This window comes from Nesterenkonia sp. Act20 (assembly GCF_019173455.1).
Lineage (GTDB): Bacteria > Actinomycetota > Actinomycetes > Actinomycetales > Micrococcaceae > Nesterenkonia.
The window spans coordinates 1,841,787-1,856,480 of the sequence record NZ_JADPQH010000001.1 but is presented as its reverse complement, the minus strand read 5'-3'; the positions used below and the strand labels follow the sequence as shown (position 1 = coordinate 1,856,480).

Sequence of the window (14,694 nt, the reverse complement as noted above, 5' to 3'; positions counted from 1 at the left end):
GGAGCACGCGGGCCAGGAATCCAGTCTGCCCGAGCTGGGCAGCGGCCCCTAGAAGTCCCGGGCCATGTCCTGGAACCGTGCGTAATGGCCCTGGAAGGCCACGGTGATATCCCTCGTGGGACCGTTACGGTTCTTGGCCACGATGATGTCTGCCTCACCGGCGCGCTCGGTCTCCTTGTCGTAGACCTCGGGGCGGTGCAGCAGCATGACCATGTCGGCGTCCTGCTCGATGGAGCCGGATTCACGAAGGTCGGAGACCTGGGGCTTCTTGTCCGGGCGGGACTCAGAACCACGGTTCAGCTGCGAGAGCGCGATGATCGGCACATCGAGCTCCTTGGCCAGGAGCTTCAAGGTGCGGGAGAACTCGCTGACCTCCTGCTGGCGGGATTCCACGCGCTTGCCCGAGGAGAGCAGCTGCAGGTAGTCCAGCACCACGAGCTTGAGGTTGTTGCGCTGCTTGAGCCGACGGCATTTCGCGCGGATCTCCATCAGCGACATGTTCGGGGAGTCATCGATGAACAGCGGCACGTCATTGAGCCGGTCTACGGCCTCGGACATCTTCTCCCAGTCCTCGTCCCGGATGTTGCCCTTGCGCAGATCGGAGAACAGGATCCGCGACTCGGCCGAAAGCAGTCGCATGGCGATCTCATTGCGACCCATCTCGAGCGAGAAGAACGCGGCGGTCATCCCGTTGGTCACCGCAGCGGCGCGAGCGAAGTCCAGTGCGAGGGTGGACTTACCCATGGCGGGACGGGCGGCGATGATGATCATCTGCCCGCCGTGGAAGCCGTGGGTCAGGTCATCGAGATCGCGGAACCCCGTCGGGATGCCGGTGAGCCCGCCGTCGTGGGCCGAGTTCGTCTCGATCTCGTCGATGGTCGGGCCCAGCACCTCAGACAGCGAGACATAGTCTTCGCTCTGTCGATTCTCGGCCACGTTGTAGATCTCGGACTGCGCCTGGTTGACGATGCCCTCGACCTCGCCGTCGGCGGTGTGGCCTAGCTGAACGATCTTGGTCCCGGCCTCGACCAGTCGGCGAAGAATCGCCCGTTCACGCACAATCTCGGCATAGAAGCCGGCATTGGCCGCTGTCGGCACCGATTGAGCCAGGTTATGCAGATACGCGGGCCCCCCGATGCGCTGCAGCTCGCCGCGCTTGGTGAGATGATCCGAGATCGTCACCACATCGGCGGGCTCCCCGCGGCCGTAGAGATCGATGATCGCGTCATAGATCAGCTCGTGCGCGGGCCGGTAGAAGTCGGAGCCGCGGAGCACCTCGACGACGTCGGCGATGGCGTCCTTGGAGAGCATCATGCCGCCCAGGACCGACTGCTCCGCCACCATGTCCTGAGGAGGCGTGCGGGAGTCCACCCCTGCCGGGGAACCGGTGTCGTAGAGCTCTGTAGTCACCCCTCCACGATACTCGGTGCACGCAGTCCCTCGACCACCGCGTCGAGCCAGTTGTGCATAGTCTCTCGGGCCCGTGCGGTATCGGGATAGCGGCAGCGCAGATGCAGGCCCGTCTCATTGACCACGAACCAGATCATCACGCCGTCGGTCTGCACCACGGCGGAGACGTGCTGGGCATTGAGCGCCTCGTCGACGTTGATCGGCAGGCGCCGGTGGTCGAGCCAGCTCATCGCGAACATGCCAGGTTCAGCCGGCATGCCGCCGTAGGGCCGCATGATCGGGGACATCGGGTGCGAGCCGAGCCGGATCGCCTCCTTCACCGCCTGATAGCTGGCGAGCAGGTCGTCGTCGTCGTTCTCCAGGACGGCGTTGGTGATGAACCAGCCCACAGAGTCGAACCAACGCGGTTCGTCGCGGCTGTGCACCGGGAACACGGTGCGCAGCGGCTGGTCCCCCAGCTCTCGGAAGAGGCGGGTCATCACGGATACGGCGACGGCGATGAGTCGGACCCCAGCCGCCTTGGCGTGGTCTTCGAGCCGATCCAGCTCCGCAGTGTCCAGCACATCGCGGACTTCGACCTTCTCACTGACCGGCAGCGAGATGTCGCCCAGCGGCAGCGGAAAGGTGGGCATCACCCCACCTCCGGCATCGAGGATCTCCTGCCAGCGGGTACGGATCTCCGCGGGGGGCATCGGCTTGTTCTCCCACGCGGCCGTATGAGCGGCGAACGGCTCCGGGATCGGAAGCTGCGCCGCGGGAGAACGACCAGCGCGAAGATTGGCGAGCACGGCGGTGAAGTCGCGGACCAGAACCAGCAGCGACCATGCGTCCACGTGCGAATGGTCCGAACCGATGATGATCTGGGGCGAACCGGCTGTATCCCGGACGGCCGCCGACTCGCCGTCGTCGATGACACAGAGGCGGTGCGAGGGTCTGCCGAACGGATCGCAGACGGAGTCGAAGTGGGCCCGCAGCGCAGCCTTGACCTCGGCGGCGCTGAGGTGTTCGCGCGCGGAGCGCAGACGGGAGGGGTGGGCCTCCGTGGTGAAGCCGACCACCTGATGCTCCGCGTCCGGGGCCATCAGCTGCTCCCAGGCCCCCGGACGAATCCCCACCTCACGAAGCAGCAGGTCTGTGTCGGGGCCTCCGGAGCGTTGCCGAGAACCCTCCGCCGAGGGAGTCTGCGGGGAATCCGTGCTGGCGTCATCACCCGCGGAAGCGAGGTGATCTGCGCCACCCTGGCTCGGGCCGGCAGGCTCGCGCCAGTCGAAGACGGTGCGCAAGGTACCGTGCCGGTGGATCACCTCCAGCCAGGCCTGGGCGATCTCCTCCAGCGAGGCGGGCCCGTCGAGCTGAAAAGAAACCGCCATCCAGGATCCGGGGCGTGACCCGAAGCTGACATGGCGGTTCTGATCGAAGGAGACCGGCAGGCTGACCTGTGAATCAGGCGGGCTCACTTCCGGAACAGGCTGTCCCACGCCGAAGCCGACTCGACGGTCAGGAACCGCGTCACTCGCGGGCGCGGGCGCGGCCACGACCGAGTAGCTGGAGAGCCGTCCGGGTCGGGTGTGCATCTGCGCCACATTCGTCAACCGCATACGGCGTAGTCTAGGGGGCGTTCATCGCGCCTGGACCAATCAGACGCAACTTGTTGTTCAGCTGAGACGCAGGAGTCGAATACCGTGGGGCTTTTCCAGACAGCCGGGGCGAAACTTGCCTATGAGATCTCTGGGGAGGGTCCCACATTTGTGCAGCTCCATGGCCTGACGTCGTGCGCCTCCCGGGAGCAGCGCGCTGGTCTGGACATGACCCTGAGCCTCCCCGACTGCCGCGTGCTGCGCTATGACGCACGCGGACACGGATCCTCCACCGGACGAGCTGTCCCGGAGGACTATCTCTGGCCGCGCCTTGCTGAGGATCTGCTCGATCTCCTGGACGAGGTTGCACCTGGACAGAAGGTCCACGCCGCAGGACCCTCAATGGGGGCGGCCACGCTCCTCTATGCCGCGCTGCGCGATCCGCAGCGGTTCAGCACCCTGACCCTGCTCGTACCGCCCACCGCCTGGGAGACTCGCGCCGGACAGGCTGACACCTACCAGCGTTCAGCCGCACTGGTGGAGGATCAGGGTATCGGGGCCTTTGTGCGTGTGGGCCGGCAGGTGTTGCCGCCGCCGGCACTGGCGGACCGGCCCAAGGAGCGCGTGCCGGCGGTGAGCCAGGAGCTTCTCCCGTCGATCTTCCGCGGGGCAGGCATCACCGATCTTCCGACCCCCGAGCAGATCGCAGCACTTGACGTTCCCACACTGATCCTGGCCTGGGTGGATGACTACGCCCACCCCGTGTCGACCGCGGAGGAGCTGCATGAGCTGATTCCGGGCTCGGAGCTGCAGATCGCAGAGACGCCTGAAGAACTCGACTCCTGGCCGCGCAGAGTGGCTGATTTCGTCGCCGCACACCCCGCCTGAGGATGGTCCGCTCGCAGGCTGATGCTGGGAACGGATCGCCGGGAGACGCAGCAGAATCACGTGGCGTGAGCGCGTGATTCCCTTCCCTTGGCCGGTCTCCCGGCGACCCGATGTGTTGAGATCCAGCTGCTCACCCTGCTGAAGCGCGTCGGCTCACAGGCTGCGAGATCTGGATCTCCTCGGATTTCCCGAGTCCTCGGAAGCGGTGATCACGGGCCGACCCGCGAATCGCTTCCCGGCCCTCGTATCTCCGCTCAGACCGCAGTCGGCGGCCCTTGTGAATGCGCGCTGAGCAGTGCCCAGCCAATATCCACATCCGAGGGACTTTCCACACTTTAGGTCCAGAGAGGAGTCGGGGCAATAGATCAAAATTCAACCCCTGTGGAAAACATGTGGACTACGCGGCGTGTCTTGTGCACAACATGTGCAGCAGGTTGTGGATATCAGTGGATAAGTGACCTGTCCTCGCCGCTGACCTGCAGCGATGTAACGACACGCCTGTGCAGCAAGAAACTACTGAGCAGTTTTCCAAGCCTTCTAGTCACCTTGCCGTAACCCTGCTGTTAGGTGTATAGGCAACGTAGAGCGCAGTTTTCCACAGACTCTCCACAACCTGGGAGGAACGCCTCCAGGAAACCCCCAGATCAGCCGTCGGGCTTCACCAGGTAGCGTAGGCAGACCGATACCCCAGGAGTATTCCAGTGCACAAATCGATCAACACCTACCTCCGCGAGGTTCTGCGCGAGTCCAGTCAGGACGTCAGCGGCACGCTTGCTTCCTATATCCCCCGGTTGCGCGACGCCGACGAGAACCTTCAGGCGCTCGCCTTGGCCACTACCGATGGGCAACAGTGCTCCGCCGGCGATGACGAGCACCGGTTCACCATCCAGTCGATCTCCAAGCCCTTCGTCTACGCACTGGCGCTGGACGACGTCGGCCTGGACCGCGTGCGCGAGATGGTGGGCATGGAGCCCTCTGGCGAGGCCTTCAATGAGCTCTCACTGGAGGGCGGCACCGGACGACCTCTGAACCCGATGATCAATGCAGGTGCCATCGCCACCCACCAGCTGGTGGACCACACCCGTCATGAGTCGCACCCAGGGGGCCGGGTGAGCGATTCTCGGACCTCTGCGGTGCGCAGTCGCACCGCCCGCATCCTGGAGGGCATGGCCGGCTTCGCCGGGCGCGAGCTCGAGGTGGACTGGGATGCCGCCGAGGAGGAGTTCGCGACCACGTACCGCAATATGGCGATAGCGCACATGCTGAAGTCCCACGGCTCGCTGGACATCGAGCCAGACGCGGCGGTGCGCGGCTACATCGACATCTGCTCGGTCCTGGTCACCGTCAAGGACATCGCGCAGATGGCGGCCACGCTGGCGAACAACGGCGTCAACCCGGGGACTGGCCAGCAGGTCGTCTCCGCCGAGGCAGCCCGAACCACGCTCGGCGTCATGGCCACCTGCGGCATGTATGACGCCTCGGGGCGGTGGCTGACCCAGATCGGCATCCCCGCAAAGTCTGGGATCTCGGGAGGGATCATCGGGGTGCTGCCCGGTCAGGTCGGCATCGCTTCCTTCGCGCCCCGCCTCGATGAAGAGGGCAGCAGCGTCCAGGGAGTCAGCATGTTCCAGCATCTCTCCAACGAGCTCTCGCTGCATGTGCTGAGCAACCAGCGCATCAACGTCATCGAGGAGCTTCAGGCCCGCGCCTGAGCCGGTGCCCGGCGTCTCCCGGGGCGGCACCCCGGGGCGGCACACCCGGGGCCGGGCGATCGCTGGATCAGGCGGCGTTCGCTCTGCCGCCGCCCGGCACGGGGTCGAGACCCTCACGACGACGCCGGGTCAGGGTCTCGTGCGTGGGTGGCTCGGGAGTGCCAACAGGTGCCCGGGCGGCCACTTCTCGACGCAGGACCGGCACGACCTCTTCACCGAGCATGTCGATCTGTTCTAACACGGTCTTCAGCGGCAGCCCCGCGTGATCGATCAGGAAGAGCTGGCGCTGGTAGTCACCGGCGTACTCGCGGAAGCTCAGTGTGCGCTCGATGACCTGCTCGGGCGTGCCAACGGTCAGCGGAGTCTGTGCGCTGAAGTCCTCCAGCGAGGGCCCTCCCCCGTACACGGGGGCCCTGTCGAAGTAGGGGCGGAACTCTCGAACCGCGTCTTGGGAGTTGTGACGCATGAAGACCTGTCCGCCGAGCCCCACGATGGCCTGCTCCTCGGTGCCGTGTCCATAGTGCGCGTAGCGGCTGCGGTAGAGCTCGATCATCCGTCCGGTGTGTTCCTTGTTCCAGAAGATGTTGTTGTGGAAGAAGCCGTCACCGTAGTATGCGGCCTGCTCAGCGATCTCCGGCGAACGGATCGAGCCGTGCCAGACGAAGGGCGGCACCTCATCGAGCGGCCGTGGAGTGGAGGTGAATCCCTGCAGCGGGGTGCGGAAGCGCCCGGACCAATCGACATCGGTCTCTCGCCACAGACGGTGCAGCAGCGCGTAGTTCTCGACCGCCAGCGGGATTCCCGCTCGGATGTCCTTGCCGAACCAGGGATAGACCGGTCCGGTGTTTCCGCGACCGAGCGTGAGATCGATGCGGCCCTCTGCCAGATGCTGGGCATAGGCGTAGTCCTCCGCGATCCGCACCGGGTCGGTGGTGGTGATCAGCGTGGTGGCGGTGGAGAGCTGGATCCTGCTGGTCTGTGCTGCGAGATGGGCCATCAGGATCGGTGGATTCGCGGGCGCCACGAACGGGGGGTTGTGGTGCTGACCCATGGCGAAGACGTCCAGACCGACCTCTTCAGCCTTCTTCGCGATGGCCACCATGGAGGTGATGCGCTCGTGCTCGGTGGGCACCTGTCCTGTTTTCGGATCAGGCGTGATGTCGCCGATGCTGAAGACTCCGAACTGCATAGCTGCTCCCCGTGTTGCACTGGATGATTCATGTGACGAGCCGTGTGCTGGCTCTCGGCATCTTACTACTCAAAATTTGAAGCACTAAGGGCTCAACGCCCCGTCGACGCCGGCCATTCCCCTCCGTGCGCCGGGCCCCGGGTCCCGGGCATGACAATGCCCCGGTCCCTGAAGAGGGAGGCCGGGGCATTCTCAGCGTCAGCCGCACAGCGGCCGCAGCATCGCGCGATTACTTCGAGCCGACGACCTGAAGGTCGAGGGTTGCCGAGACATCGGCGTGCAGACGGACAGTCGCGGTGTAGTTGCCGACTGCCTTGATGCGGGTGGGGATCTCCACGGTGCGCTTGTCGATGGAGCCGAGACCCGAGGTCTCGACGGCATCGGCGATCTGTGCGGCACCGACGGTGCCGAACAGGCGACCGGAGTCGCCGGTCTTCACGGTGATCTTCACGGGGGCAGACTGCAGCTTGGTGGCCACTGCCTGTGCTTCCTCAACCGTGGCGATCTCGCGAGCCTTGCGAGCGGAGCGCAGGCGCTCCACGTCCTTTTCGCCGCCCTTGGTCCAGGTCATTGCGAAGCCACGCGGCAACAGGTAGTTGCGTGCGTAGCCGCCCTTGACCTCGACCACGTCGCCGGAAGCGCCGAGTCCGGTCACTTCCTGAGTCAGGATGAGCTTTGCCATTGGGTTGTTCCTTTCCTTCCCAGTCAGTCCCGGATCAGCCGCGGCCCGCGCCGGCGTACGGCAGCAGTGCGACTTCGCGAGCGTTCTTGATCGCCTGGGCGATCTTGCGCTGCTCCTGGACAGTCACGCCGGTGACGCGGCGTGCGCGGATCTTGCCTCGGTCGGAAATGAACTTCCGCAGCAGGGCGGTGTCCTTGTAGTCAATGACCGTGATGTCAGCAGCCTTCAGCGGATTCGCCTTGGGCTTTGGCTTCTTGAGTTCAGCCTTTGCCATCGTGGTGCTCCTTTTCATAAGCGGAGCCCGCACCCTGTGGGATGCGGGATGGTGAATGTGTTCAGATGAGCCTTAGTTCTCAGGCCGAGAGCGCAATGCGCTCGTCGGGATCAGAACGGTGGCTCGTTGTTGTCAGGGGTGCCCCAGCTTCCGCCGCCGGAGGGCTGTCCGCCCCACGGGTCCTGCGGTGCAGAGTCATTGCTCCACCCGCCGGACTGCGAGCCGCCGCCTCCGCTTCCTCCGCCGAAGGAGTCTCCTCCTCCGCCGAAGCCTCCACCGGACCCGGAACGGCCGCCTTGGCCACCGCCCGAGCGCTGGACGCTGGCAGTGGCGAAGCGCAGCGAGGGACCGATCTCATCAACGTCGAGTTCCCAGGAGGTGCGGTTTTCGCCCTCCTTGGTCTGAAACGACCGAGCCTTCAGGCGGCCCTGCGCGATGACGCGGGTGCCCTTGGTCAGGGATTCAGCAGCGTTCTCTGCAGCTTCACGCCACAGTGAACAGCGGACGAAGAGAGTCTCTCCGTCCTTCCACTCATTCGCTTGTCGGTCGAAGAACCGGGGTGTAGACGCAATGGCGAAGTTGGAGACCGCTGCACCTGATGGGGTGAAGCGGAGTTCCGGGTCTGCCGTCAGATTGCCTACAACGGTGATGATGGTCTCGCCGGCCATGGCTCTGCTCCTTGGTTGCTGGTTCGCCCTGACAGGTGGATAGCTCCACCTGGAGGATTAATCGATCTTCTGTTCCTCGGGGCGAGTGATCTTGGTGCGCATGATCGTTTCGTTCAGGCGCAGCAGTCGGTCGAGCTCGGCGGCCGAGTCGGGAGTCGCATGGAAGTTGACGACGGCGTAGACCGCTTCCGTCTTCTTCTGGATCTCGTAAGCCAGCCGGCGACGTCCCCAGACATCGACGTTGTCCACGGTGCCGCCGTCTTTCTTGACGACCTCCATGTACTTGCCGAGTGTCGGCTCCACGGTGCGCTCATCAACCTCGGGGTCGACGAGCACCATCAGTTCATAGTGACGCATGAGTGAACCCACCTCCTTCGGACTTGCGGTCACGGGATTTCCGTAACAGGAGGTTCTATTTGCATCTGTTGCTGGACTCCTCCGACATGCCCTCAGATTGTGGGCAGGACGGATCGAGGTCAGACAACCTGCACCATGCTACAGGTTCTCCCCGCCGAGATGAACCCGAAGCCCGTAGGCGAATCCACCGGGTTCGATCATCTGAGCCCGGGTGGTCCCACCGAGGCAGGGATTCACCCGGGCAGATCGAGGGTGAAGAAGCTTGCGACCGCGTCCCGCAGATGGTGAAGGTCCTGCACCCCGCACATTTCTCGGGCGGAGTGCATGGACAGAAGCGCGATCCCGACGTCGACGGTGCGGATACCGAGCCGGGTCGCGGTGATCGGTCCGATGGTGGAACCGCAGGGGAGATCGTTGTTGGAGACGAACTCCTGGGTGGGCACCCCGGCGGCACGGCACACGGCGGCCCACATCGCGGCGCCGGCCGCATCGGTCGTATAGCGCTGATTGGCGTTGATCTTCAGCAGCGGCCCGCCGTTGGGCAGCGGACGGTTTGCCGGGTCATGGCGTTCGGAGTAGTTCGGGTGTACGGCGTGACCCGCATCGCTGGAGAGGTGCCAGGACCCAGCCAGCGCCTGCGCGCGCTGCGTGGCGGAGGCTCCGTCCTGTCCGACAGCTCTTCCCAGCCCCTCATAGATCCTCCCCAGGACCTCTTCCAGGAACGGGCCCGCAGCACCGGAGCGTGAGGCGGAGCCAAGCTCCTCGTGGTCAAAGGCCGCCAGCATCGGGATGACCTGACCCTGCTCAGCCTCCGGCGTGACCGCCTCCAGCGCACTCAGTCCGGCGTGGACAGACGAGAGGTTGTCCAGTCGGCCGGAGGCCAGAAATTCCTCCTTGATCCCAAAGGTGCCCGGAGCCTGAGCATCGGCCAGGACGACGTCGTAGCCGTCCACCTGGTCCGGCTCGACGCCTGCGGACGCGGCGAGGACTGCCAGCACGTCTGCGGCGGCAGCCTGCTCGGAGGACCCGGCGAGCCCCAGCACCGGAGCGGTGTGGGACTGCCTGCTCAGCGTCAGTCCCTCGTTGACCTGACGATCAAGGTGGATGGCGAGCTGCGGGATGCGCGCCACCGGTCCCGTGGAGACCAGGTGGGTGACGCCGTCGCGCGTCACGAGTCGTCCCGCCAGGCGCAGTTCGCGGTCCAGCCAGGAGTTCAGCAGCGGACCGCCATAGATCTCCACACCGGCCTGCAGCCATCCCTGCCGGAGGAGGGTGGACTTGGGCTTCAGCTTGAACCCGGGGGAATCGGTATGCGCTCCGAGGACGCGCAATGCGGTGGTGGGTCCCGCGCCCTCGGGCACAACCCAGGCGATCACCGCCCCGTCGCGCAGGACCACATAGCGCCCCGGTTCCACCGGCCAATCCTGGTGCTCGCCCAGCTGGGTGAAGCCGGCCTTCACCAGGCGCTCCGCGGCCTCGGCTGCTGCATGGTAGGAGGAGGGCGAGGCGGCGACGTAGTCCGACAGGTCTTCGATATGGTCCCGAGTGGTCATGACCGCCATCCTAATCGGCGGCTTTGCTAGCGTTGCTCCATGTCAGTGATGTGGACAGGCCTTGTAGTGAACCTCTTGATCTTCGCTGGGCTCCTGGTGGTGATCACCTTCGTGCTACACGCCATCATCAGGGCAGCGGTGCGCAATGGGATGCGCGATCATCAGGAGTACCTCGAACAGCGAGGACGGGACGCGCGTCCGGAGGACCCCGGTGTGGACAGCTCTGCGTGAGAGGTGACTGCGGCTGACCGGCGGCGGGTCCACCTCGGCTAGGAGGGCCCGATCAGCCCGGTCTGGAACACGTAGACCACCACCTGCACCCGGTCGCGCAGCTGCAGCTTGGTCAGGATTCTGCGCACATGGGTCTTGACGGTCGCCTCGGAGAGGAAGAACTTCGAGGCGATCTCGGCATTCGAGAGCCCCTCGGCCACGGCGAAGAGGACCTCGGTCTCGCGCTGGGTCAGCGGGTCTCGCGGGACGCCGTCGTCCATGGCCGCGGCGATCTCTTCACCATTCGGCAGAGACGCCCCCGCCCTGTCTCGACGCGCCGCCTCGCGGCGCACGGCGGCACCCGAAAAGCTCGGGGCGGCAGTCGCGGTCCGATCTGCGGCGATCCCAGCACTGTGCGGTTCGGCTCCGCGCAGATAGACATCGAGCAGTCGCTGCGTGATCCGGGGGGCCACCACCGCGTCACCTTCGGCCACCACGCGCACCGCATGGACCAGATCCTCAGGGGTCACGTCCTTGAGCAGGAAGGCACTGGCCCCGGCCTGCAGCCCGGAGAAGGCGTACTCATCCAGGTCGAAGGTGGTCAGGATGATGACCCGAGTCTGCGGAAACTCGGCGACCACCGTGGCGGTCGCCTCGATCCCGTCCATCCGAGGCATGCGGACGTCCATGAGCAGCACATCGGGTCGCTGCTCCTGGGGCAGCCCGCGCAGCGTCTCCAGCGCCTCCACGCCATCGGCGGCCTCGGCCACGACTCGGAGATCCTCCTCACCCTCAAGGATGAGCCGGAACCCCATTCGGAGCAGGTGCTGATCGTCGACCAGCATCACGTTCAGTGGTGTCCGCCCGGGCGGGTGCCCAGGGCCTGGCGCCTGCGCACGTGCGGCCGCGTCGTCGTCGTCCATGGTGTTCACCTGGTTCATCCCTTCTGCGGCGGTTCGAGATCCGCTCGCACCATCCAGCCCCGGCGAGGCGCCGGACCTGCGTAGACCGATCCGTTGTAGAAACCTGCACGCTCCTCCATCCCGTGGATCCCCTGTCCGCTGCCCAGCGATTCGCGGCGTTCGCCGTGGGCGGGGTGGAGGCCGTCATCGGTGATGGTGAGGACCACCTGCCCGGCGGCGGGCATGCCCAGGGCGGCCTGATCTGCGGAGCTGAGGCCTTGAGAGCGCAGCCGGCGGGCCTCCTCGGCGTCTGGACCCGGACGGTGCTCGATGGTCACGGTGACCTCGGTGACCTGGCGGCCGTAGCGCAGCACGTTGGTCAGCGACTCCTGGATGATCCGGTGCACGGTGAGCCCGAACCCCGCGTCCTCGGGAAGCTGCGGACCGGTCAGGCTCACGGTGAGCGGGAGGCCTGCCTGCCGAAACCCTTCATAGAGCTCCTCCAGGGAGTCTCCGATGGGTCGTCGCGCTGCTTCGACGTCCTGGCCCTCGCGCAGCACCCCGATCACCCGACGCATGTCTCCCAGGGCGGTGCGCCCGGTGTCGGAGAGCTCCTCGAGGACCTCGCCGGCCCGCTGGGGATCCTTGCGCGCCACGATGCGCGCGCCGTCGGCCAGGGAGATCATCACCGAGAGGGAATGGGCGATCACGTCATGCATCTCCCGCGCGATCCGGTTGCGCTCGGCGACCCGGGCGTAGGACTGCGTCCGCCGTGCCCACTCCAGGACCTCCTGCTCGTGGCTGCGCCCGCGGCGGACCGCAGCGCCGATCCCGGCCGAGCTCCCCACGCTGAAGAACAGCGTCACGGCGAGGACGCCGAAGGACTGGATCTCACTCAGGCCCATCGGCTCGTAGTAGTTCTCCATCCACCAGCTTCGCCCGTGCTCGGCGTTCCACTGTTCATTGCGCAGGAAGGGCAGATACCCGAGCACGCAGGCCGGCAGCGAGATGAGCAGACCGATGAGCAGACCACGATGCCTCGCCACGGCGTAGGCCGCGAAGCACAGGCCCAGCATCTGGCCGCCCTGCCAGGGGTAGAGCAGCAGCATCGACGCCTCGGCGAGGGTGATCAGCGCAAGCGCCGGAATGGGGTGGGACCGCCGGAAGAACAGCGACCCGGCGATCACCCCGTAGCCGAGCAGCAGCCACCACGCGCGATCGCCCAGATCATAGAAGGCGTAGGGGTAGACCCACAGACTCAGCAGCAGGTAGACCCCGACGACGACGGCGTCCATCCACCTCGGGTGTCGTCGGAACCAGCCGCGCACGCCCCGTCGGCGCACGATGCCCAGCTCCTCGAAGCCCGCGGGCATCGACTGCCCCGCTGAGGGTTCGGGCGCGGCCTGAGTCTTCACATCTTCGACTGTACCGAGCGTCTCTGCCCGATCAGAGCGATCTCGGTCTCGCCAGGCGCGGGATTCAGGCATCCCTGCGGCTGAAGACCAGCCACCCCGGCACCACGGCGGCAGCGGCCCACACCATCAGCAGCAGTCCTGCCAGCGGCACCGGGAGGTCGGTGCTCATCGAAGCCGTGCCCGCGGTGAACTGACGCTGCAGCGCAAAGATCTCGAAACGCATCAGCTCGGTCACCCACATGGCACCGCCGCTGACGGCGAGCAGCAGGCCCAGCGCGATGGGTCCGCTGAACAGCAGCAGGCAGTAGGTCACCACGGCCCCTGCCGTGCTGCGCAGCAGCGCACCCAGGCCGAAGCCGATCGCGGACGTGATCACCACCACGGCCCAGCTGCTGAACACCAGCCACCAGATCTCGGGTCCCAACAGCTCCGGCAGCACGTCGTAGAAGCCGCTCAGCGGCAGGAGCACCGCGAAGCTGAGCACCACGAGCACCGCTGTGAGCGCACCGATGAAAACCAGCACCGCGAGCAGCTTCGCGAAGAAGAACACCGTCCGGTTCGGCACCGCAGCCAGCGAGGACCGGATGGAGCCCGAGGTGTGTTCCGTGGTGATCGCCACGGCCGCGAGCGCCCCCATCAGCAGCGTGACCAGAGTGAAGGTAGAGAAGACGTTCTCGAAGAGGTTCAGACCAGTCTGGCGGGCGTCCCCACTGGTCAGCGAAGCATCCGCCATCAGGAACCGAGTGCTGAGCACAGTGGCGATCAGGGTCACGATCAGCAGCGCCACGGCTGCGGCGCAGAGCCACCAGTTCAGTCGCAGCGCGCGCAGCTTCAGCCACTCGGCGCGCAGCGCCCGGGAGAAGGTCACCTCGGCCATCTGGGGTGCGGCCCGCTCCGGCTCCGCTTTGCCCGTGGTTCCGGTGGCGTGAGAGATGTGGGCGTTCATGAGAGTCCTCCGGAGCGATGTTCGACGTAGTCCCCGGTCAGCTTCAGATAGGAATCTTCCAGGGAGGAATGCAGCGGCGTGAGCTCGTGGATCACCAGGCCCAGCTCCAGGGCACGGCGCCCGATGCTGCGGGCATCGAGGCCCCGCACCTCGAAGGTCTCCGCATCCTGACAGACCAATGTGACCCCAGGTCCGGCGAGTCCGTTCATGAGCTCTTGGGAGCTCTCGGTGCGCACCAGCACCCGCGTCTCTCCCGTGGCATCGATGAAATCACCCACCGGCTGATCGGCGATGATGCTCCCGCGACCGAGCACGATCAGGTGATCCGCGGTCTGCGCCATCTCGGACATCAGGTGTGAGGAGATGAAGACCGTACGACCTTGACCGGCCAGCCGGCGGACGAGCTGACGCACCCAGCGCACACCCTCCGGGTCCAGGCCGTTGATCGGCTCGTCGAAGATCAGCACGCCGGGATCGCCGAGCAGCGCGGCCGCGATGCCCAGCCGCTGAGTCATCCCCAGGGAGTAGCCCTTGATCCGTTTGGACGCCACCGAGCTCAGACCCGTCATCTCGATGACCTCATCCACCCTGGCGTGGCTGATGTCATGTGTGGCGGCCAGAATGCGCAGCTGCTGACGACCGGTCCATCCCGGATGGGCCGCTCCGGCGTCCAGGACGGCGCCGACCTCACGCAGCGGCGCGCGGTGCTCGGCGAAGGCCTTTCCGTTGATCGTGATGCTGCCCGCAGTAGGGCGGTCCAGCCCCATGGCCATGCGCATGGTGGTGGACTTGCCCGCCCCGTTGGGGCCGAGGAAGCCGGTGACCTTCCCCGGGGCGAGCGCGAAGCTGATCCCGTCCACTGCCGTGGTCGCCCCGTAGGTCTTGCGCAGACCGTTCGCTGTGATCATGCC

At 66.0% G+C, this 14,694-nt stretch carries 15 protein-coding genes; 3 read left to right on the top strand and 12 right to left on the bottom strand.

The genetic code is table 11. From position 1 onward, the window contains the following. Window positions 1–48: 48 nt before the first annotated feature. On the bottom strand, window positions 49–1,410 hold the full coding sequence (dnaB, locus tag IY716_RS08540) for a replicative DNA helicase (protein WP_218221106.1): 1,362 nt from the start codon (window positions 1,408–1,410) through the stop codon (window positions 49–51). Continuing rightward, window positions 1,407–3,008, bottom strand: coding sequence for a peptide synthetase (locus tag IY716_RS08535; RefSeq protein WP_218221105.1), 1,602 nt, complete (start codon window positions 3,006–3,008; stop codon window positions 1,407–1,409). The genes dnaB and IY716_RS08535 overlap by 4 nt, the downstream gene beginning before the upstream one ends. An 84-nt stretch (window positions 3,009–3,092) precedes the next feature. On the opposite strand from IY716_RS08535, the gene IY716_RS08530 reads away from it, so the two are divergent. Together IY716_RS08530 and glsA are read left to right on the top strand one after the other, a co-directional pair. Next, on the top strand, window positions 3,093–3,875 hold the full coding sequence (locus tag IY716_RS08530) for an alpha/beta fold hydrolase (RefSeq protein WP_369699644.1): 783 nt from the start codon (window positions 3,093–3,095) through the stop codon (window positions 3,873–3,875). Between the two features lie 701 nt (window positions 3,876–4,576). After that, window positions 4,577–5,587 (top strand): glutaminase A, encoded by a 1,011-nt coding sequence (gene glsA / locus IY716_RS08525; protein ID WP_218221104.1) that lies wholly within the window; start codon window positions 4,577–4,579, stop codon window positions 5,585–5,587. Between the two features lie 67 nt (window positions 5,588–5,654). Here the strand turns inward: glsA and IY716_RS08520 are convergent, their stop codons facing one another. From IY716_RS08520 to IY716_RS08495, 6 genes are all read right to left on the bottom strand, one after another. Next, window positions 5,655–6,776 (bottom strand): LLM class flavin-dependent oxidoreductase, encoded by a 1,122-nt coding sequence (locus tag IY716_RS08520; protein ID WP_218221103.1) that lies wholly within the window; start codon window positions 6,774–6,776, stop codon window positions 5,655–5,657. Between the two features lie 229 nt (window positions 6,777–7,005). After that, complete coding sequence (gene rplI, locus IY716_RS08515; RefSeq protein ID WP_218221102.1) at window positions 7,006–7,458, bottom strand: 50S ribosomal protein L9; 453 nt, start codon at window positions 7,456–7,458, stop codon at window positions 7,006–7,008. 34 nt (window positions 7,459–7,492) lie between these two features. Continuing rightward, window positions 7,493–7,732: a 30S ribosomal protein S18 gene (gene rpsR / locus IY716_RS08510; RefSeq protein ID WP_036475751.1), complete on the bottom strand. Its 240-nt coding sequence runs from the start codon at window positions 7,730–7,732 to the stop codon at window positions 7,493–7,495. A gap of 110 nt (window positions 7,733–7,842) precedes the next feature. Beyond that, window positions 7,843–8,400, bottom strand: coding sequence for a single-stranded DNA-binding protein (locus IY716_RS08505; RefSeq protein ID WP_218221101.1), 558 nt, complete (start codon window positions 8,398–8,400; stop codon window positions 7,843–7,845). A gap of 57 nt (window positions 8,401–8,457) precedes the next feature. Then, complete coding sequence (rpsF, locus tag IY716_RS08500; RefSeq protein WP_218221100.1) at window positions 8,458–8,757, bottom strand: 30S ribosomal protein S6; 300 nt, start codon at window positions 8,755–8,757, stop codon at window positions 8,458–8,460. 233 nt (window positions 8,758–8,990) lie between these two features. Beyond that, window positions 8,991–10,310 (bottom strand): M18 family aminopeptidase, encoded by a 1,320-nt coding sequence (locus IY716_RS08495; protein ID WP_255316477.1) that lies wholly within the window; start codon window positions 10,308–10,310, stop codon window positions 8,991–8,993. Between the two features lie 39 nt (window positions 10,311–10,349). Here IY716_RS08495 and IY716_RS08490 point away from each other — a divergent pair, with 39 nt between their 5' ends. Further along, window positions 10,350–10,541 carry a hypothetical protein gene (locus IY716_RS08490; RefSeq protein WP_218221098.1) on the top strand — a complete coding sequence of 64 codons (192 nt, stop codon included), beginning with the start codon at window positions 10,350–10,352 and terminating at the stop codon, window positions 10,539–10,541. Window positions 10,542–10,579: 38 nt separating this feature from the next. Here IY716_RS08490 and IY716_RS08485 read toward each other — a convergent pair whose 3' ends face one another. The 4 genes from IY716_RS08485 to IY716_RS08470 all read right to left on the bottom strand — a co-directional run bounded on the left by IY716_RS08485 (window position 10,580) and on the right by IY716_RS08470 (window position 14,691). Beyond that, window positions 10,580–11,365, bottom strand: a complete 786-nt coding sequence (locus tag IY716_RS08485; RefSeq protein WP_255316698.1) for a response regulator transcription factor — start codon at window positions 11,363–11,365, stop codon at window positions 10,580–10,582. Between the two features lie 92 nt (window positions 11,366–11,457). Continuing rightward, window positions 11,458–12,837, bottom strand: coding sequence for a histidine kinase (locus IY716_RS08480; protein ID WP_218221097.1), 1,380 nt, complete (start codon window positions 12,835–12,837; stop codon window positions 11,458–11,460). Window positions 12,838–12,901: 64 nt separating this feature from the next. After that, window positions 12,902–13,783 (bottom strand): ABC transporter permease, encoded by an 882-nt coding sequence (locus tag IY716_RS08475; RefSeq protein WP_218221096.1) that lies wholly within the window; start codon window positions 13,781–13,783, stop codon window positions 12,902–12,904. Then, window positions 13,780–14,691, bottom strand: coding sequence for an ABC transporter ATP-binding protein (locus tag IY716_RS08470; RefSeq protein WP_218221095.1), 912 nt, complete (start codon window positions 14,689–14,691; stop codon window positions 13,780–13,782). The genes IY716_RS08475 and IY716_RS08470 overlap by 4 nt, the downstream gene beginning before the upstream one ends. Between the last annotated feature and the right edge of the window lie 3 nt (window positions 14,692–14,694).